We start from the raw sequence: 18,111 nt of genomic DNA, 5'->3' as shown, positions 1-18,111 counted from the left end.
AAAAAAAGCCAGAGGCCCCGTGATACGGGGCCTCTGGCTTTTTACACTCAACCAGGGTTCAGCCGAACGGCCGCAACCCCTGACGCAAACCGAACAGGAACAGCAACAGGTCCTGATCTGGCTTGGCCTGCGCTTGCTGCTTTGCCACCCGCGGCAATGCGCACTGGTCCGCCATCTCGGCCTTGCTGAACACCATCGGCTTCGGCTCTTCCCAGGCGGCCACCGCCACGGTGGTCACGGCCAACCCGGCTACCAGGAACAAAGCTCGAGCGATTTCTAGTTTCATTGCTCTAACCCTTTGACAACGCTGCCAAACGCCATCTGGTAAAAGTAGAGCAATGTTTTCCATTCCGCATCATTCAACGACGAGTGGCGGCGCAGCTGACGCAGGTCGTTACCGGCCGCGCGCTGGCAGCTGATACGCCGCCTGCATTTCTCCAGGTCCAGCAGGGCGACTTCGACCCGCGCCTGTTCGCCCTCGCCGATGACCTTGATGAAGACATGCTTGCCATACAGGCAGCCGTGCTGCCAATGCCCCAGGTGCATGCGCGCCAGGTTATCGGCCAGGTCCTTGAGCATGCGCTCATGCACCACCTGCGGATAACGCTCGCGGGCACCTTCGGCATGCCAGGTGTCGAGTTCGATGAAGCCATCCAGCGCTTCGCTGACCAGCAGCGCCCGCCATTGATGATCGGCATCGCGCTCGGCACCACAAAAGACGATGCGCGGTACACGCACACCCAATTGCTCGAAGCTGTTGAGCGCATCGAGTTCACGCAATACGGTCGGCCGGCCAAAAGGGTGCAGCAAGCTGCGATAGATGTGCCCGACCTGGCGCTTGGCATACAGCAGTTTGCCGCTGGCGTCGTTGAGGCGTTGCACGCCACTCTCGCCACCCCGCCGCTGGTTGGGTTCCTCGACCCACTCACCCTGCTGGCGCCAGTAAAAATCGAACCGCGATTCCCCGTTCCGGGCTACAGCCATCAAACACTACCCCTTGCGCAATACATAGACTCGCCACATGGCATAGAACGGCAGGAAGTCCAAGCGTTCCTGAATTCTGAAGCCGGCTGCCTTGAATTCTTCTTCGACCGTATCCGCTGGTAACACGAAACGGTTCTGGTAATTGTCCTGCTCAGTCTTGGCGCTACGGCGCTGCTCGAGCTTTTTCCGTCGCCAGGCCTTGAAGTTGCCATCCACCCACAGCGACAGGATCACACTATCACGGCTAACTCGTTGAAATTCCGAAAGAATCGTCTTTCTGTGGGCGGCTTCGCCAATGTGGTGGAACAAGCGCATGCAGAAAATGCTGTCGACCGAATTGTCCGGCAGGTCGATGGCGAACGCTGAAGTCTGCAAGGGCCGTACCCGTGCGACCACCTCTGGCGGTTGCGCGGCACAGGCTGTCTCGATCATCGCCTCGGAGTTGTCGGCACCGATGATCACCCGGTTGGGTTTTTCCGCCAGCAGCGGCCAGAAGCGCCCCGCACCGCAGGGCAGGTCCAGCACCAGGCCCGGCTCACCGGCCAAGGCCAGGGCGCGACGCGCCAACTGCTCGTCACGTTTGTGGGAAAGGCGACGTGCCAGGCCATCCTGATGCTTGAGAAAATATTCGCGCGCGTGTTCTTGGTCGTATTTCTCGGAAAATTCAAGCTTGATGGGGCTACGCATTGGGCATCTCCTGACTCCAGTACGCCCACTTTAGGAAAGCAAGCGTTGGAATCAGGTTATGCCAATGTGAAAAAAGTGTTAGTCCTTTCGGGAGGTATTACCAAACATTACCCAATGAGCGACGAAGGGTCACCCACCTCCACACTTTTGCTGAGGTCCACCTGGAAGCGGCAGCCGTGCGGCAAGGTCGATGTCAGGGTGACCCGCCAGCCCTGGTCGTCACAGATGCGCTGCACCAGTGACAGGCCCAAGCCCAGCCCTTCGCCCCGCCGTTCGGCACCGCGCACGAAGGGTTTGAACATCGCCTCGCGCTGCTCTTCGGGGATACCCACACCACTGTCTTCCACGCTGAACCCATTGGCTTCAAGGCTCAGGCGAATGTAACCGCTGTCGGTGTAGTGCGCGGCGTTGCGCAGCAAGTTGCCCATTACCGATTGCAGGAAGGTGGCGTTGTACAGGACCGGGCTGGCGCTGACTCGACCATCGAAATAGAGGGTGAGCCCTTTCTGCTCGATGGTATCGCGCCACACGCCGGTGAGTTCGTCGGCCACCTCGCGCAGGGTTGCCTTCGAGGCCACGGCGCCCTCGTCGCGCTGGGCACGGGCCAGCATCAGGAAGGTCTTGACCAGTTCGCGCATCTCCTCGGTAGCCCGGGCGACCCGCTCGACCTGGCTGCGCGCACGCGGGTCCAGTGTCTGGTTTTCCATCAACAGCTCGCACGACGTGGCCAGCACCATCAACGGCGTGCGCAGTTCATGGCTGACGTCGCTGGTGAACAGCCGCTCGCGGGTCAAGGCATCGCGCAGGCGGCCCAGCGTGTCGTCGAAGGCAACGGCCAACTGGCCGACTTCGTCTGCCGCATAATCGGGCGCCAAGGGCGGCGCCAGGCCGAGCAGCTGGTCACGATGGCGTACCTGACGCGCCAGGCGGATCACCGGCGCCATCACCCTGCGTGCCACCAGCCAGCCAAGGATGACGGCCAGCACCAGGCTGAGCACAAAGCCCACGACCACCACCGCGAACAGCACGCGCTCGCGCTCTTCGAAATCGCTCTGATCCTGCAGTAGCACATAACGGCGACCGTCGACGATCTCGACCATCGCGTGGTACGACAGCTGATCGCGAAATACCTCATGGAAGCCGCTGTCGAGATGACGCAAGTCTTTGGGCAACTCGAAATCATCACGCCCGCCGCTGAAATAGAACAGCTGGTCAGGGCGCGGTCGATGGCTCCAGTCGCTCACGCTGTCCATGCGCAACAGGCGCTGCAGGTCGCCGCCCAGTACCGTGGAAATCAGCCGCTCTTCAACCAGATGCACAGTGGCGACGATGCCGAAGGCGAAGGCCCCGGCGACCAGCGCGCTCATCAACGCAAAGGCGATGATGATGCGCTGGGCAAGGCTTTGCTTAAACTCCATCGCGGCCCTCGGCGAGGCGATAGCCGACGCCATGGACGGTATGCAGCAGCGGTTTTTCGAACGGTTTGTCGATCACCTGGCGCAACTGGTGCACATGGCTGCGCAGGCTGTCGCTGTCTGGGCAGTCGTCGCCCCACAGGGCTTCTTCCAGTACCTCGCGACGCAGCACGTGCGGGCTTTTTTGCATCAGCACGGCAAGCAGCTTGAGGCCGACCGGGTTGAGCTTGAGCAGGCGCCCCTGACGCGTGACTTCCAGGGTGTCGAGGTCGTAGCTGAGGTCGGCGACCTGCAAGGTGCGGCGGCCTCCGCCCTGGGCGCGGCGCAGCACCGCTTCGATGCGGGCGGCCAGCTCCGACAGGGCAAAGGGCTTGAGCAGGTAATCGTCGGCCCCGGAGCGGAAGCCTTGCAGGCGGTCGTCCAGTTGATCGCGGGCGGTGAGCATGATCACCGGGGTGTCACGCCGGGCGTCTTCGCGCAGGCGCTTGCACAGGGTGTAGCCATCGATGCCGGGCAGCATGATGTCGAGCACGATCAGGTCGTAATGCTCGGTGGCCGCCAGGTGCAAACCTGACAGGCCGTCCTGGGCGCAGTCGACGGTGTAGCCTTTCATGCCCAGGTAATCAGCCAGGTTGGCAAGGATATCGCGGTTGTCTTCAACCAATAGAATGCGCATCGGGGTCTCCTGTGCGGCGCTTCGCTGTGGTGCGCGGCAGGCGCAGCTTAAGGCCAATGCCTGCACTGTGCCACCCCCAGGCGAAATTCGCCGCCGTTGACAGTTTTTTCACTGATCCTTCACGGACACAGGATAGCGGCCACTCGATAATGCCCGATCTTTTTTGCGCCCTGGAGTCGTCATGCACGAACGTAGCCGCCCTCGCCCGATCAACCTCTGGCTGTACTTGGGTATCCCGTTGGTGACGGCAGTGGCCTTGGCCCTGCTTGAGCTGACCTCGGTCGACATGGACGTGGCCAACCTGTTCTTCGACCCGGCCGCCGGGCAATTCATCGGGCGCCACAGCTACTGGCTGGAGAACGTGCTGCATGACGGGGTCAAGCAGGTGGTGATCGTGCTGGGCTTGCTGGCGTTGCTGACATTTGCCCTGAGTTTCTTCTGGAAGCGCTTGTTTGGCTGGCGCCGAGAACTGGGCTGCCTGGTGCTGGCGTTGAGTTTGTCCACGGCGTTTGTCACACCGCTTAAAAAGGTCACCCAGGTACAGTGCCCCTGGAGCCTGAGCCAGTTCGGCGGCAAGGAAACCTACAGCAAGCTGCTGGAGGCGCGGCCCGCTACCGACAAGCCCGGGCTGTGCTGGCCAGGCGGCCATGCCGCGACCGGATTTTGCCTGTTTGCGCTGTTCTTCGCGCTGCGCGACCGTCGCCCGCGCCTGGCCCGGGTGGCATTGGTGGTAGCAGTGGTGGCCGGTTCAGTGTTGTCGGTTGGGCGGATGATGCAGGGCGCGCACTTTCTGTCGCACAACGTGTGGACGGCAGTGTTCTGCTGGTTGATCGGGTTGGGCTCGTATTACCTGGTTCTGTATCGGCGGGGCATGGTCGAGGCGCCTGCCGCTGAGCGCCGCGTGGCCTGAAAGAGGGGCCGTAGAAGAACGAAAAAGCCCCGGCTCTCGCGAGCCGGGGCTTTTTCATGCTGCTAGGGGGTAAGGCTGGCTTACATCATGCCGCCCATGCCACCCATGCCGCCCATGTCTGGCATACCGCCGCCAGCTGGAGCGTCGCTCGGAGCATCAGCAATCATGGCTTCGGTGGTGATCATCAGACCGCCAATCGAAGCAGCAGCTTGCAGTGCCGAACGGGTGACCTTGGCTGGGTCCAGGATGCCCATCTCGATCATGTCGCCGTACTCACCGGTAGCAGCGTTGTAACCGAAGTTGCCCGAACCCTGCTTGACCTTGTCGGCCACAACGCTTGGCTCGTCGCCGGCGTTGGCAGTGATCTGACGCAGCGGCGATTCAACAGCGCGACGCAGCAGTGCGATACCGACGTTCTGGTCTTCGTTGTCGCCTTTGAGGTCAACGATAGCGTTCAGAGCGCGTACCAGGGCAACACCACCGCCAGGCACCACGCCTTCTTCAACGGCTGCACGGGTAGCGTGCAGGGCGTCTTCAACGCGGGCTTTCTTCTCTTTCATCTCGACTTCGGTGCCAGCACCGACCTTGATCACGGCAACACCGCCAGCCAGTTTGGCCAGACGCTCTTGCAGCTTCTCACGGTCGTAGTCCGAGGAAGTCTCTTCGATCTGGGCACGGATCTGCTTGACGCGTGCTTCGATCTCGGTGTCGGCGCCAGCGCCGTCGATGATGGTGGTGTTTTCCTTGGACAGGATGACGCGCTTGGCGTTACCCAGGTGCTCCAGGGTAGCGGTTTCCAGGGACAGGCCGATTTCTTCGGAGATGACCTGGCCGCCGGTCAGGACAGCGATGTCCTGCAGCATGGCCTTGCGGCGGTCGCCGAAGCCCGGTGCCTTGACCGCAGCAACCTTGACGATGCCGCGCATGTTGTTGACTACCAGGGTAGCCAGCGCTTCGCCTTCAACGTCTTCTGCAACGATCAGCAGCGGACGGCCGGCTTTGGCAACGGCTTCCAGTACTGGCAGCAGCTCGCGGATGTTGGAGATCTTCTTGTCGACCAGCAGCAGCAGCGGGCCTTCCAGCTCGGCAACCATGGTGTCCGGCTTGTTGACGAAGTACGGCGACAGGTAGCCACGGTCGAACTGCATGCCTTCAACGACAGACAGTTCGTTTTCCAGGCCCGAGCCTTCTTCAACGGTGATCACGCCTTCTTTACCGACTTTTTCCATGGCTTCGGCGATGATTTCACCGATGGAGCTGTCGGAGTTGGCGGAGATGGTGCCTACCTGGGCGATGGCCTTGGAGTCGGCGCATGGCTTGGACAGGTTTTTCAGCTCGGCGACGACAGCGGCGGTAGCCTTGTCGATACCGCGCTTCAGGTCCATCGGGTTCATGCCGGCAGCGACGGCTTTCAGGCCTTCGTTGACGATGGACTGAGCCAGAACGGTAGCGGTGGTGGTGCCGTCACCGGCTGCATCGTTGGCCTTGGAAGCGACTTCCTTGACCAGCTGGGCGCCCATGTTCTCGAACGCGTCTTTCAGCTCGATCTCTTTGGCAACGGAAACGCCGTCCTTGGTGATGGTCGGTGCGCCGAAGCTCTTGGCCAGGACCACGTTGCGGCCTTTCGGGCCCAGGGTCGCTTTTACCGCGTCAGCCAGAACGTTGACACCAACCAGCATTTTCTTACGGGCGGAATCGCCGAATTTTACGTCTTTAGCAGCCATGATCGTTTAATCCTTGAAATGCTTTGGAATAACGGGAAGTCGGGGAAATCAGCCTTCGATAACGGCGAGAATCTCGTTCTCGGCCATTACCAGCAGGTCTTCGCCATCGACTTTCACGGTGTTGCTGCCCGAGTAAGGGCCGAAAACCACTTTGTCACCCACTTTCACGGCCAGCGCGCGCACTTCGCCATTTTCCAGGATGCGACCGGTGCCGACGGCAACAACTTCGCCGCGGTTTGGTTTTTCAGCGGCCGAACCCGGCAGGACGATACCGCCAGCGGTTTTCGATTCTTCTTCGCTGCGACGGATGACTACGCGGTCATGCAGAGGACGAAGCTTCATTGTCGATCTCTCCCAAATTGTGGTTTTCATCGGCCGGTATCGACACCGGCGGGTTGATGCGGTCCGGCGTTGCCGGGGGTGGCCCGCACGGGGCGAACCACCTGAGTCATGTCTGGTGTTGCCACCAGAAACCTTGCGGTGACCCATACATGAGGCCGCCATATGCAATTACAAGGCTTGATACGTAAAAATTTTCATCAAAGGCATAAGGTGAAAACAACAGGGGCCGCGAAGCGGCCCCGGCAGGTTACTTGTCGCGACGCTCGTATTCGCCCTCGATCACATTGGGCCGGTGGCCGGCGTCACGAGGCGGCTGTGCCTGGAACGGATCGTCCTGAAACGCCCGCTGGCGCAGGGCCTGCTCCTCGGCACGCTGGCGCATTTTGCGCGCGGCCAGGTGACGGGTGAATGGCAACAGGCAGATCAGGCCCAGCACGTCACTGATGAAGCCCGGCAGCAACAGCAGGCCGCCACCCACCGCCATCATCAACCCCTGGAACATGTCCTCAGCGGGCAGTTCGCCGCGCTGCAGGCTTTCACGGGCACGCAGTGCGGTGGCCAGCCCGGCCACCCGCATAACCAGCACACCCAGCGCGGAACCGGCGATGATCAGCAGCAGCGCGGGGAAAAACCCGATCGCCGCGCTGACCTTGACGAAGACGAACAGCTCCAGCACAGGAAACAGCAAAAACAGCAGTAGAAAAGCACGCATCAAAGATTCCTCGACGGAAGAGAACCTCCCAATAAGACCTCAGATGGATGCGCAAGCTCCCAATTTCAACCCTCGACTTCAGCCGCAACCGGCCACTGGTCGGCGTGCGCCAGCAAAACCAGGGCTTCGCGCACTTGTGTCGGCGTATTGCATGGGCTTGGGAACGCCAGCCAATGGACCGCCTGGCCGATGCGCAGGTGCATGCCCTCGCTGTCGATACCGACCATCTGCGCAGGCACAGAGCGTGGCAGCTCGGTCAGTTCGACGTAGTGGGCAATGGCCTTGGCGTGGTCGCTGTTCATATGCTCGATCATGCTCGCTTCGGCCTTGCCCGCGAACGGGTTGGCCAGGGTCACCTGGTCAAGCCAGTGGATGGCGCCAAAACCGCCGATGTAGCGGTGACGCACCGGCTGCAGCACCCAGAAGTCGAAGTCGTGGGCCTTGTGGTAATTGCCGGCGTCGGGGAAGTACCGGTAGTAGCGCTGGGCGGCGGCTTCGATGGCGGCTTCGTCCACCAGCTTGTGCGCCTCGGCCATGACCGTCAGACGGCCGACTGCCTGCACATCCTCTGCTTCGCGTTCGCCGACCAGCAGCGAGCACTTGGGGTCTTTTTGCAGGTTGTGGGTGTGCTGGGCAATGCGGCTGATAAGGATCAGCGGGTTGCCCTGTGCATCCAGGCAATACGGCACGACCGAGCCGAACGGGAAACCGGGCATGGACTTGGAGTGGGTCGAGAGCACGCCGCGGTATTCCTTGAGCAGCAGTTCCCGGGCGGGGCGGATGGCATTGGTACTCACGAAGGGCGCTCCTGGCAGCGGACTGGATGGGTGACAAGATAAGCATTATCACCCGCCGCTGCCACAAAAGGCCGCTGACACTTGCTGGGTATTTACCAGGTCACGCCGAAGCCTGCGGTGTAACGGGTTTTGTCCAGGTCACTGTCACGCGTACCGCTGATGATGTCCTTCTCTGCCTTGAGGTTGAGCGAGGCCCATTCGGTGACCTTGTAGCGCAGGCCCATTTCGGCATCCAGCGAGTAGTTGGCCACGCTGCCCAGCGGCTTGGCGACTTCGCCATTGGTGAACAGCTGCACATTCTTGCCGATCAGGTAGCGGGTGTAGTCCCACTTGACCGCCGCGGCATAGAAGTTGTCCTTGGCGCCGTCCTGGTATTCGAAGTCGGTACGGTTGATCAGCGAACCCAGCGAGAACGCGCCCAGCTCGTCGTCCCAGAACTGGTAGCCCGGGCCGGTACCCACGGTGCGCTGGCGGGCCAGGTCCTCGATGCGGTCGCGCTTGTACTCCATGCGGCCCTGCCAGAACCACTTCTCGGTAATGAAGCGGTCAAGGGCGTACTCGGCACTCCAGTTGTCGGTGGTGGTGACGTCGTCCTTGGTCTCGCGGTTGTACTCGCCCTCGGCGTTGTGGCGCCAGCGGCCATGGCGGGCAGTGGTCTTGAAGCTGACGTCGTAGTCGTCGGTGTCATTCTCGGCACGCTTGTAGTCGAGGGCGACGTCGACGTTGCCTTTCCAGACCAGGTCCTCGACCACCGGCTTGGGCTTCATGATCTGCTCGATGCTGGCCAGCTCGACGGTCTTGGGCGCCTCGCCGTTGGCCAGGGTGACCTTGCCGGCTTCGGCGGCTTTCAACGACTTGGCCCGCTCACCGCTGTAGGCATCCTGCTTGACCAGCATTTCCTGGTCGCTTTCCAGGGTCTGGACTTCTTTCCAGTCCAGCGCGATAGACCCGCCATAGGGGGTCTCCAGCAGCAGTTTGCCGCCATCGAAAACTTTGATCTTGCCGCTCAGGCGGTCACCGTTTTTCATCCACACGGTGTCGGCAAACGCGGGCGCGGTGCACAGGGAGGCAGCTAACAGGCACAACAGGGATCTAGAATACATAGGCGGACTACGGGTTCGATTCGTCGAAAAAGCCGGGCATTATCCAGATACGGACAACCAGAGCAAGGAAAGACCGAGCACATGCCGTTGAGTTCAACTCGCATTTGCCTCGCCACTGGTCCGGTTTCATCCACAGGCCACGGGGGCACTGATGTCTGAGGCATACGGGCACACACTGGAAACGCCACAAGCCCGACGAACGGCACTGTATTCGGTGCTCGGGCAAGTGCCCGCGGGCAAGGTGGTCAGCTACGGCCAGCTTGCCGAGCTGGCCGGCCTTGGCCGCGCGGCACGTTGGGTTGGGCGCACCCTCGGACAACTGCCAGGCGATACCCGCCTGCCCTGGCACCGGGTACTCGCCGCGGGCGGGCGCCTGAGCCTGGCATTGGGCACGCCGTCAGGCGACGAACAACGGGCGCGGTTGCGCGCAGAAGGCGTGAATGTAACCAATAATCGTGTGGATATGACGCGCCATGGCTGGCGCCCGATGGAGCACAGCGGTTAGAGTGCGCGCTTTGTTTTCGAAAACTTGAGGCAGATGTTGGCCCATGCCCCGTAAAACCTGGCGCGCTGCGCTCGCTGCCTATGCCAGCCCGTCAACCCTGGTACTTCTGCTGCTCGGCTTTGCCGCCGGCCTGCCCTACATGCTGGTGTTCTCGACCCTTTCGGTATGGCTGCGCGAAGCAGGCGTTGCCCGCGAGACCATTGGTTACGCGAGCCTGATCGGCCTGGCCTATGCCTTCAAATGGGTCTGGTCGCCGCTGCTCGATCAATGGCGCCTGCCACTGCTTGGAGGCCTGGGGCGCCGCCGCTCATGGCTGCTGCTGTCCCAGGCGCTGGTGGTGGTCGGGCTGGTCGGCATGAGCCTGTGCGACCCGCAGCAACACCTGTCGTGGCTGATTGCCATGGCCGTGCTCGTGGCGTTCGCCTCGGCGACCCAGGACATCGCCGTCGATGCTTATCGCCTGGAAATTGCCGATGACCAGCGTCAGGCCGCGCTCGCCGCCAGCTACATGGCCGGCTACCGGGTAGCGGCCCTGCTGGCCACGGCAGGCGCGCTGTTCTTCGCCGAATGGTTCGGCTCCACCGGGTTCAGCTACCTGCACAAGGCCTGGGCCGGCACCTATATCATGTTCGCCCTGCTGATGCTGCCGGCGCTGTTCACCACCCTGGTCATGCGTGAACCCTCGGTGCCGCTGCGTACCCAGCTGTCGGCGGCGCGTTATGGCCTGGTCCATCAGCTGGCGTCGGTATTCGTGCTGATCTTGCTGTTGGTGTCGGTGCCTGCCAGCTTCACCCAACTGTTCAATACCGACTGGGCCAGCGTGATCTTCGGTGACGCCACCCCACTTGACCTGCTGCTGGAAGACCGCGCCTTCCTGCGCCTGATTCTGTACGTGCTGCTGACCTGGGCGTGCCTGTCGACCATGGGCCGTCGCGGCCTTGCCCCGGTGCTGACCCCGGTCAACGACTTCATTGCCCGCTACCGCTGGCAGGCCCTGCTGCTGCTGGGGCTGATCGCCACCTATCGCATGTCGGACACGGTCATGGGCGTGATGGCCAACGTGTTCTATATCGACATGGGCTTCACCAAGGACCAGATCGCCAGCGTCAGCAAGATCTTCGGCCTGATCATGACATTGGTCGGTGCCGGTGTCGGCGGCCTGCTGATCGTGCGTTTCGGCATCATGCCGATCCTGTTCATCGGTGGCGTGGCCTCGGCGGCGACCAACATCCTGTTCCTGATGCTGGCCGACATGGGCCCGAACCTGGACATGCTGGTGGTCACCATCTCGCTGGACAACTTCAGCTCCGGCATGGCCACCTCGGCGTTCGTCGCCTACCTGTCGAGCCTGACCAACCTGAAGTTCTCGGCCACCCAGTACGCGCTGCTCAGCTCGATCATGCTGTTGCTGCCACGGCTGATCGGCGGCTACTCGGGGGTCATGGTGGAGAAGTTCGGCTACCACGACTTCTTCCTGATCACTGCCCTGCTGGGCGTGCCGACGCTGATTCTGATCGCCCTGCAGTGGCGTCAGGAAGCCGGGCCCGGCAAACCGGTGCCCGAGGAGAACCCAGCGGCCGAACGGCCCTGAGGGTACCTCGCCGCCTGTACCGGCCTCTTCGCGGGTGAACCCGCGCCCACAGAGGCGGTACAGGCGACGAATGCTACTGGGCTACGGCGCCTTCCCCAGACCGCCCACCCACAACGAACCACAACGGCCAGAGCGCCAGCGCCCCCGCCACACTGGCCGCCAAGGCAAAGTGCAGCAAACTGGCACCCGCCCCGATCATCGCCATGAGCGCCCCGCCCAGGCCCAGCAAGGCAATGGTGATCATCCCCAACATGGCCGAGACCAGCCCTTTGCTCTGATCGCTGGCGAACAGCGTCATGCGGTACAGCACGGCGTTGGCCACCCCCAGCCCCAGGGCATACAGCGACATGCCGGCCACCACGCTGGTCACGCTTGGCCAGTACCAGGTCGCCAGCACCATCAGCGACAGGCCCGCCAGGTAGGGCCACAATGCGCCACGCACCAGGGCTGGCAGCGAGTAACGGTCGGCAATACGGTTGATGATCAGGTTGCCGAGGATCAGCCCGCCGAACACCGGCAGCTGCCACAACGCATACTCCATCGTGCTCAACCCTTCGTCATGGATGAGCAGCACCGGCGACAGGCCGATCCAGCCAATCAAGGGCAGCCCGACCAAGCCCAGGGCGGCGCTACCGGCGACAAAGCGACGGTTGGCCAGCAGTTGGCCGTAGCCGGACAACAACGGCAGCAAATGGATCGGGGTAAAGGGCAGACGCGAACCGTCGCGCCGCTCCACGCCCAGGGTTTCCGGCATCAACCGGTACAACAGCACCCAGGCCAGCACCGCACCGATGGCGAAGGCCACGAACAGCCAGCGCCAGTCCAGCCATTGCAGCAGCAAGGTGCCCACCAGGGGGCCGAGCAGCGGCGACAGCAGGGCAATGTTGGCCAGCAGGGCCATCATGCGCACTGCGTCGGCTTCGCTGAACGCCTCGTTCAGGGCCGGGTAGCTGACCGTGACGACAAAGCCCAGGCCAATGCCCTGCAACAGGCGCAGCAGGTTGAACAGGCCAATATCGTGCACCCAGAACGTCGCCAGGCACGCCACGCCGAAGAACACGCAACCGCCCAACAGCAGCGGGCGGCGGCCGTAGCGGTCGGCCAGGGGGCCAATCAACCACTGCAGCACCACGCCACCGAGCAGGTACAGGTTCAGGGCATGGGGGATGTATTCGGGGCTGGCATTGAGGTCGCCGACCACCACGGGCATGGCCGGCATCACAGCGTCGCTGGCCAGGTAGGTGAGCAACTCGAACAGGGCCAGGGTCAGGCCGAACAACAGGGCTCGGAGGGGGGTGATGTACAGCAGTGGTTTCATGGTGAATTTCAGCGGGAACAGGTGGGGTCAGCCTGTATGCCAGAAATGGCAGGGCTTGGCTGTGAACAAATGTAATAGGCGCGGAAAAAGCTGGGGCCGCTGTGCGCCCCTTCGCGGGGCAAACCCGCGCCTACAGGTACGGCGTTGTCCTGTGGGCGCGGGCTTGCCCCGCGAAGGGGCGCATAGCGGCCCCGGCCTTGAAGCGTTGCTTACTGCGTAGCCGTCTCCTGCACCACACGAATCACCCGCTGCGGAAACGGAATGTCGATACCCTCGGCCTTCAACCGGTCACGGGCATGCTCGTTGAGCATGAACATCACATCCCAGTAGTCCGAGGTCTTGGTCCAGATGCGCAGCGACACGGTGATCGAGCTGTCGCCCAGCGTCGAAATCACTGCCTGCGGCGCCGGGTCGGCCAGCACACGTGGGTCCTGGGCCAGTTCCAGCAGCACATTACGCGCCTTTTGCAGGTCGGCGTCGTAATCCACGCCCACGTCGAACACCACCTTGCGGGTCGGCTGGCGGTTGGTGTTGGTGATGATGCCGTTGGACAAGCTGCCGTTGGGCATGATCACCGTCTTGTTGTCACCCGTGCGCAGCACGGTATGGAAAATCTGGATGCTGTCCACGGTGCCACTGACACCCTGCGCCTCGATCCAGTCACCAATGCGGAACGGGCGGAACATCAAGATCAGCACGCCGCCGGCGAAATTCGCCAGGCTGCCCTGCAAGGCCAGGCCGATGGCCAGGCCCGCGGCGCCGATAGCGGCAACGAAGGAGGTGGTCTCGATGCCGATCATCGACGCCACGCTGACGAACAGCAGAATCTTCAAGATGATATTGGCCAGGGTGCTGATGAACCCCTGCAGCGCCAGGTCGGCGTTGCGCAGGCCGACCAGCTTGCCCAGGCGCGCGCTGAGCTTGTTGACGATCCACCAGCCGATAGCCAGGGTCAGCAACGCCAGGCACACCCGGCTGCCGTATTCCATGATCAAGGGGATCCAGGTCTGCGATTGGCGGACCAGCTGATCGACTTCAGCGTTCAAATCCATGTTCATCTCCTGATGCCGAACGGCATGTGCACGGTAAAACTGGCCGCGGGCATTTCCGCGGCCACGGCCCCCATGGACATCATTGCGCCATCGAGGTTCCTGGCAACGCCCCGATCAATCGCGGAAGTTGTTGAACTGCAGCGGCATGTCGAATTCCTTGGCGCGCAGGGCGGCGATCGCCTCTTGCAGGTCGTCGCGCTTCTTGCCGGTGACACGCACCTGCTCACCCTGGATGGCGGCCTGAACCTTGAGCTTGGCATCCTTGATGTGAGCGACGATCTTCTTCGCCAGCTCCTTGTCGATGCCCTCGCGGAATTTGGCTTCCTGTTTCATTTCCTTGCCGGACGGGTAGGCGTCCTTGGTTTCCAGGCATTTGACGTCGATCTTGCGCTTGACCAGCGCACCGCGCAGGATCTCGATCATCGCCTCGAGCTGGAATTCGGCTTCGGCGGTCAGCAGCACGGTCTGGTCCTTGTCCTTGAACTCGAAGTTGCCCTTGCCCTTGAGGTCATACCGGCGGTCGAGTTCCTTGACGGCGTTGTCTACAGCGTTCTGCACTTCGTGCTTGTCCAGTTCCGATACCACGTCGAACGAAGGCATGGTTTTTCTCCAAAAATAAAAGCGCGCTCGGCCTGAAGATGGAGCACGCTGAGTTAGACGGTTAAAATGCGGACTCATTATAACGGGTTGCGAAACGCATATGAGCAGCACCTGGCATATTCTCGGCGCGGGTAGCCTGGGCAGCCTCTGGGCTTGCCGCCTGGCGCGCGCGGGCAAGGCGGTACGCTTGATTCTGCGCGACGCGCAACGGCTGCAGGCCTATCAGCAGGTAGGCGGCCTGACGTTGCACGAACAGGACACCGCCAACCACTACGCGATCCCCGCCGAAACCGCCGAGGGCGACGGCCCGATCCACCGGCTGCTGGTGGCCTGCAAGGCGTATGACGCCGCACCGGCCATCGCGCGCTTGGCGCCCAGGCTGGCCGACGGCGCCGAGCTGGTGCTGCTGCAGAACGGCCTCGGCAGCCAGGACGAAGTCGCCGACCAGGTCCCCCATGCCCGCTGCATCTTCGCCTCCAGTACCGAAGGGGCTTTTCGCGAGGACGACTGGCAAGTGCGCTTCGCCGGCCATGGCTTCAACTGGCTGGGTGACCCGCTGACGCCGGCGCTCCCGGAATGGTTCGATGACCTGCACGACGCCGGCATCCCGGCCGAATGGACCGTGGATATCCTCCCCCGCCTGTGGCGCAAGCTGGCGCTAAATTGCGCGATCAACCCACTGACCGTGCTGCACGAGTGCCGCAACGGCGGCCTGCTGGAGCACCTGGGCGAAGTGACTGCCCTGTGCGACGAGCTGGCCGAACTGCTGCGTCGCTGTGGCCAACCCCAGGCTGCCGAGGACCTGGACGAAGAAGTGCAACGGGTGATCCTCGCCACCGCCGCCAACTACTCTTCCATGTACCAGGACGTGCGAGCCGGGCGGCGAACCGAGGTCCATTACCTGCTCGGCCACGCCTGCCGCGCCGCCGATCGTCATGGCCTGCAGCTCCCGCAGCTGGAACGCCTGCACCGGTGCCTGGTCGATAACCTGCAGGCACGTGGCTTGCCCAGCGCCTGACGCTGGCCCTTTCAACCGGAGACGGACATTGCCTTGCCCATGACCCTGCGCCAACGCCTGGAAAACCTCCCGGTCGGGCAAAAGCTGCTGGCGGCCCTGCTGGTGCTGCTGGTGACCATTCTGCTGGTGGCCAACCTGACCTTCATCAGCGCCGCCTACTGGATCACCCAGGAAAGCATGGCGCCCCAGGCCCTGCAGACCATCGGCCGGCTGGTGTCCAACCCACAGCTGGCGACCCGGGCAGGCGACACCCCGGACACCGCCAGCGCCTTGCTCAAGGAGCTGGACAGCTACACGCCATTACGCGCGGCGGCGGTGTACGGCGGCGATGGCCGCATGCTGGCACAACTCCAGCACGGCGAACCGTTGGCGCTGCCCAGGCGCTTTCGCGACATCGACGGCTGGCGCCTGATGGAGTTTCGCAGCACGCAGCTGATCCGCATCCCACGCGACGCCAACCCACCCGCACACCTGCTGCTGGTGGCCAGCAGCGAACTGCCCACCGCCTTCTACACCGGCACGCTCAGCGCCAGCCTGGGCATCCTGGTGTTCAGCATCCTGCTGTGGATCGTCGTGGCCCGGCAAATCAAGCGCTTGATCACCCAGCCGATCAACCAGCTCGAAGAACTCAGCCGCCAGGTCACCCGCGAAGAGAGCTACGCCCTGCGTGCCCGGCGCGGCAACGACGACGAAATCGGCAGCCTGGCCGAGGCGTTCAATACCATGCTCTCGCGCATCGAAGCCCGCGAGCAGCAGCTCAAGCGCACCCGCGATGAATTCCAGACCGCCTACGACCAGGCCCAGGGCCTGGCCGAAGAAACCCGCCATACCAACCGCAAGCTGGAGCTGGAAGTCCAGGTGCGCAGCAAGATCGAGAAAAAACTCACAGGCTTCCAGAATTACCTCAACAGCATCATCGACTCCATGCCCTCGGCCCTGATCGCCCTCGACGAGCAGCTCTACGTCACCCAGTGGAACCACGAGGCTACCGTGCTCTCCGGGACACCGCTGGACGAGGCCCTGAACCAGCCGATCTTCATCGCCTTCGAGCCGCTCAAGCCATTCTTGCCGCAGCTCAAGGAAACCGTGGAAAAACACCGGGTAGCGAAAATCGAGCGCGTCACCTGGCCCAAGGGCGATGAACTGCGCCACTACGCCCTGACCTTCTATCCACTGATGGGCGGTGGCGGCCGCGGCGTGGTGATCCGGATCGACGACATCACCCAGCGCCTGTCCCTGGAAGAGATGATGGTGCAGTCAGAGAAGATGCTCTCGGTAGGTGGCCTGGCCGCTGGCATGGCTCACGAGATCAACAACCCGCTGGGGGCCATTTTGCATAATGTGCAGAATATCCGCCGCCGCCTGTCCCCGGAGTTACCGCGCAACCAGGAACAAGCCGAAGAGCTCGGCATCGACCTGCCCACCGTCAACCGCTACCTGGACAGCCGCGAAGTGCCGCAGTTGCTCGACGGGATTCAGCAGGCCGGTGCGCGGGCCGCCAAGATCGTCACCCACATGCTCAGTTTCAGCCGCCGCAGCAATCGCCAGCTGGCACCTTGCGACCTGCCGGCACTGATCGACCAGGCCTTGGAGATCGCCAGCAACGACTTCGACCTGGCCATCGGCTTCGACTTCAAGGGCCAGGCCATCGTGCGCCAGTTCGACCCACACCTCGGGCCGGTGCCGTGCACCGCGAACGAGCTGGAACAGGTGCTGCTCAACCTGCTGAAAAACGCCGCCCAGGCCATTCACCTGCGCCCGCAACCCAGCGAGCCTGGGCGCATCACCCTGCGCACCCGGCTCAACCCGCCCTGGGCCGAAATCCAGGTCGAGGACAACGGCGTGGGCATGCCCGAAGCCGTGCGCAAGCGCACCTTCGAGCCGTTTTTCACCACCAAGGAGATCGGCCAAGGCACCGGCCTGGGCCTTTCGGTCTCGTATTTCATCATCACCAACAACCACAAGGGGCAGATGGAGGTGCAGTCCACGCCCGGCCAGGGCACATGCTTCACCCTGCGCCTGCCCCTCGGCCAGCCGGCAGCGACGGCACCGAACACCACGGAGGCATGACATGGGCTACCGCCTGTCGAAGATCTACACCCGCACTGGCGACCAAGGCGAAACCGGCCTGGGCGACGGCCGTCGGGTGCCCAAGGACCACCCACGCATCGAAGCGATTGGCGAGGTGGACAGCCTCAACAGCCAGCTCGGGCTGCTGCTGGCAGGGCTGGCCGAGCAAGGGCTGGCTGAGGTCAGCGAGGTGCTGGCGCCTTGTCAGCACCGCTTGTTCGACCTCGGTGGCGAACTGGCGATGCCCAGTTACCAAGCGTTGAACTTGGCCGAAGTGCAGCGGCTGGAAGCGGCAATCGATGTATGGAACGAGGAGCTGGGGCCGTTGAAGAACTTCATCCTGCCCAGTGGCTCGGCACTGGTGGCGCACGCGCATGTGTGTCGTTGCCTGGCGCGCAGCGCAGAGCGCCGCTGCCAGCAGCTGAACGCGGTGGAACCGCTGGAAGGGGTGGCGTTGGCGTATATCAATCGGCTGTCGGATCTATTGTTCGTAGCCGCGCGGATCATTGGCCGCCGGCAGGGGGTTGCCGAGGTGCTGTGGCAACCCGCAGAAAAGCCTCAAGGCTGAGAGTGCCAGGGCGGGGCAAGCCCACTCCCACAGGTACTG

The 18,111-nt window shown here is 62.8% G+C and carries 19 protein-coding genes; 6 read left to right on the top strand and 13 right to left on the bottom strand.

Annotated elements, in window-relative coordinates:
• Positions 1–58: 58 nt before the first annotated feature.
• The 5 genes from DJ563_RS25880 to colR form a co-directional block, all read right to left on the bottom strand.
• Positions 59–286 carry a hypothetical protein gene (locus DJ563_RS25880; protein WP_033702804.1) on the bottom strand — a complete coding sequence of 76 codons (228 nt, stop codon included), beginning with the start codon at positions 284–286 and terminating at the stop codon, positions 59–61.
• Positions 283–984, bottom strand: coding sequence for a lipopolysaccharide kinase InaA family protein (locus DJ563_RS25875; protein WP_033702805.1), 702 nt, complete (start codon positions 982–984; stop codon positions 283–285). The genes DJ563_RS25880 and DJ563_RS25875 overlap by 4 nt, the downstream gene beginning before the upstream one ends.
• A gap of 6 nt (positions 985–990) precedes the next feature.
• Positions 991–1,671, bottom strand: coding sequence for a class I SAM-dependent methyltransferase (locus DJ563_RS25870; protein WP_033702806.1), 681 nt, complete (start codon positions 1,669–1,671; stop codon positions 991–993).
• A 107-nt stretch (positions 1,672–1,778) separates the two neighbouring features.
• Entirely contained in the window at positions 1,779–3,089 is a 1,311-nt protein-coding gene (locus tag DJ563_RS25865) for a sensor histidine kinase (protein ID WP_274100095.1), read from the bottom strand.
• Positions 3,079–3,762 (bottom strand): two-component system response regulator ColR, encoded by a 684-nt coding sequence (colR, locus tag DJ563_RS25860; RefSeq protein WP_003255215.1) that lies wholly within the window; start codon positions 3,760–3,762, stop codon positions 3,079–3,081. The genes DJ563_RS25865 and colR overlap by 11 nt, the downstream gene beginning before the upstream one ends.
• Before the next feature lie 181 nt (positions 3,763–3,943).
• On the opposite strand from colR, the gene DJ563_RS25855 reads away from it, so the two are divergent.
• Positions 3,944–4,672 carry a phosphatase PAP2 family protein gene (locus DJ563_RS25855; protein WP_274100096.1) on the top strand — a complete coding sequence of 243 codons (729 nt, stop codon included), beginning with the start codon at positions 3,944–3,946 and terminating at the stop codon, positions 4,670–4,672.
• 80 nt (positions 4,673–4,752) lie between these two features.
• On the opposite strand, the gene groL is transcribed toward DJ563_RS25855, so the two are convergent.
• From groL to DJ563_RS25830, 5 genes are all read right to left on the bottom strand, one after another.
• A complete protein-coding gene (gene groL / locus DJ563_RS25850; RefSeq protein ID WP_033702809.1) occupies positions 4,753–6,396 on the bottom strand; it encodes a chaperonin GroEL in 1,644 nt (547 codons plus the stop codon).
• A gap of 48 nt (positions 6,397–6,444) precedes the next feature.
• The gene (locus DJ563_RS25845) at positions 6,445–6,738 is read right to left on the bottom strand and encodes a co-chaperone GroES (protein ID WP_012274036.1); all 294 of its coding nucleotides are present in this window, start codon (positions 6,736–6,738) and stop codon (positions 6,445–6,447) included.
• A gap of 247 nt (positions 6,739–6,985) precedes the next feature.
• Positions 6,986–7,450, bottom strand: coding sequence for an FxsA family protein (locus DJ563_RS25840; RefSeq protein WP_033702811.1), 465 nt, complete (start codon positions 7,448–7,450; stop codon positions 6,986–6,988).
• Positions 7,451–7,515: 65 nt separating this feature from the next.
• Entirely contained in the window at positions 7,516–8,247 is a 732-nt protein-coding gene (locus DJ563_RS25835) for a HugZ family protein (RefSeq protein WP_274100098.1), read from the bottom strand.
• Between the two features lie 92 nt (positions 8,248–8,339).
• Positions 8,340–9,350, bottom strand: coding sequence for a DUF481 domain-containing protein (locus DJ563_RS25830; protein ID WP_434518555.1), 1,011 nt, complete (start codon positions 9,348–9,350; stop codon positions 8,340–8,342).
• A gap of 151 nt (positions 9,351–9,501) precedes the next feature.
• On the opposite strand from DJ563_RS25830, the gene DJ563_RS25825 reads away from it, so the two are divergent.
• Positions 9,502–9,855 (top strand): MGMT family protein, encoded by a 354-nt coding sequence (locus DJ563_RS25825; protein ID WP_274100100.1) that lies wholly within the window; start codon positions 9,502–9,504, stop codon positions 9,853–9,855.
• A 43-nt stretch (positions 9,856–9,898) separates the two neighbouring features.
• A complete protein-coding gene (locus tag DJ563_RS25820; RefSeq protein ID WP_033702815.1) occupies positions 9,899–11,446 on the top strand; it encodes an AmpG family muropeptide MFS transporter in 1,548 nt (515 codons plus the stop codon).
• Positions 11,447–11,519: 73 nt separating this feature from the next.
• On the opposite strand, the gene DJ563_RS25815 is transcribed toward DJ563_RS25820, so the two are convergent.
• From DJ563_RS25815 to DJ563_RS25805, 3 genes are all read right to left on the bottom strand, one after another.
• Positions 11,520–12,764, bottom strand: coding sequence for an MFS transporter (locus tag DJ563_RS25815; protein WP_274100101.1), 1,245 nt, complete (start codon positions 12,762–12,764; stop codon positions 11,520–11,522).
• 209 nt (positions 12,765–12,973) lie between these two features.
• Entirely contained in the window at positions 12,974–13,816 is an 843-nt protein-coding gene (locus DJ563_RS25810) for a mechanosensitive ion channel family protein (protein WP_033702817.1), read from the bottom strand.
• A 114-nt stretch (positions 13,817–13,930) separates the two neighbouring features.
• A complete protein-coding gene (locus DJ563_RS25805) occupies positions 13,931–14,416 on the bottom strand; it encodes a YajQ family cyclic di-GMP-binding protein (protein WP_033702818.1) in 486 nt (161 codons plus the stop codon).
• Between the two features lie 100 nt (positions 14,417–14,516).
• On the opposite strand from DJ563_RS25805, the gene DJ563_RS25800 reads away from it, so the two are divergent.
• From DJ563_RS25800 to DJ563_RS25790, 3 genes are read left to right on the top strand one after another with little or no spacing between them, the layout of a single operon-like run.
• Positions 14,517–15,434: a putative 2-dehydropantoate 2-reductase gene (locus DJ563_RS25800; RefSeq protein WP_434518554.1), complete on the top strand. Its 918-nt coding sequence runs from the start codon at positions 14,517–14,519 to the stop codon at positions 15,432–15,434.
• Positions 15,435–15,473: 39 nt separating this feature from the next.
• The gene (locus DJ563_RS25795) at positions 15,474–17,504 is read left to right on the top strand and encodes a sensor histidine kinase (RefSeq protein WP_274100351.1); all 2,031 of its coding nucleotides are present in this window, start codon (positions 15,474–15,476) and stop codon (positions 17,502–17,504) included.
• Position 17,505: 1 nt separating this feature from the next.
• Complete coding sequence (locus DJ563_RS25790) at positions 17,506–18,072, top strand: cob(I)yrinic acid a,c-diamide adenosyltransferase (RefSeq protein ID WP_274100352.1); 567 nt, start codon at positions 17,506–17,508, stop codon at positions 18,070–18,072.
• Positions 18,073–18,111 lie beyond the last annotated feature (39 nt).

The organism is Pseudomonas sp. NFX1 (assembly GCF_051123555.1).
Taxonomy (GTDB): domain Bacteria; phylum Pseudomonadota; class Gammaproteobacteria; order Pseudomonadales; family Pseudomonadaceae; genus Aquipseudomonas; species Aquipseudomonas capeferrum.
This window is presented reverse-complemented; position numbering and strand designations above follow the sequence as displayed.

Coding starts and splice junctions, on each gene's coding strand:
- DJ563_RS25880 (WP_033702804.1), bottom strand. CDS start 286: ATGAAACTAGAAATCGCTCGAGCTTTGTTCCTGGTAGCCGGGTTGGCC.
- DJ563_RS25875 (WP_033702805.1), bottom strand. CDS start 984: ATGGCTGTAGCCCGGAACGGGGAATCGCGGTTCGATTTTTACTGGCGC.
- DJ563_RS25870 (WP_033702806.1), bottom strand. CDS start 1,671: ATGCGTAGCCCCATCAAGCTTGAATTTTCCGAGAAATACGACCAAGAA.
- DJ563_RS25865 (WP_274100095.1), bottom strand. CDS start 3,089: ATGGAGTTTAAGCAAAGCCTTGCCCAGCGCATCATCATCGCCTTTGCG.
- colR (WP_003255215.1), bottom strand. CDS start 3,762: ATGCGCATTCTATTGGTTGAAGACAACCGCGATATCCTTGCCAACCTG.
- DJ563_RS25855 (WP_274100096.1), top strand. CDS start 3,944: ATGCACGAACGTAGCCGCCCTCGCCCGATCAACCTCTGGCTGTACTTG.
- groL (WP_033702809.1), bottom strand. CDS start 6,396: ATGGCTGCTAAAGACGTAAAATTCGGCGATTCCGCCCGTAAGAAAATG.
- DJ563_RS25845 (WP_012274036.1), bottom strand. CDS start 6,738: ATGAAGCTTCGTCCTCTGCATGACCGCGTAGTCATCCGTCGCAGCGAA.
- DJ563_RS25840 (WP_033702811.1), bottom strand. CDS start 7,450: ATGCGTGCTTTTCTACTGCTGTTTTTGCTGTTTCCTGTGCTGGAGCTG.
- DJ563_RS25830 (WP_434518555.1), bottom strand. CDS start 9,350: ATGTATTCTAGATCCCTGTTGTGCCTGTTAGCTGCCTCCCTGTGCACC.
- DJ563_RS25825 (WP_274100100.1), top strand. CDS start 9,502: ATGTCTGAGGCATACGGGCACACACTGGAAACGCCACAAGCCCGACGA.
- DJ563_RS25820 (WP_033702815.1), top strand. CDS start 9,899: ATGCCCCGTAAAACCTGGCGCGCTGCGCTCGCTGCCTATGCCAGCCCG.
- DJ563_RS25815 (WP_274100101.1), bottom strand. CDS start 12,764: ATGAAACCACTGCTGTACATCACCCCCCTCCGAGCCCTGTTGTTCGGC.
- DJ563_RS25810 (WP_033702817.1), bottom strand. CDS start 13,816: ATGGATTTGAACGCTGAAGTCGATCAGCTGGTCCGCCAATCGCAGACC.
- DJ563_RS25805 (WP_033702818.1), bottom strand. CDS start 14,416: ATGCCTTCGTTCGACGTGGTATCGGAACTGGACAAGCACGAAGTGCAG.
- DJ563_RS25800 (WP_434518554.1), top strand. CDS start 14,517: ATGAGCAGCACCTGGCATATTCTCGGCGCGGGTAGCCTGGGCAGCCTC.
- DJ563_RS25795 (WP_274100351.1), top strand. CDS start 15,474: ATGACCCTGCGCCAACGCCTGGAAAACCTCCCGGTCGGGCAAAAGCTG.
- DJ563_RS25790 (WP_274100352.1), top strand. CDS start 17,506: ATGGGCTACCGCCTGTCGAAGATCTACACCCGCACTGGCGACCAAGGC.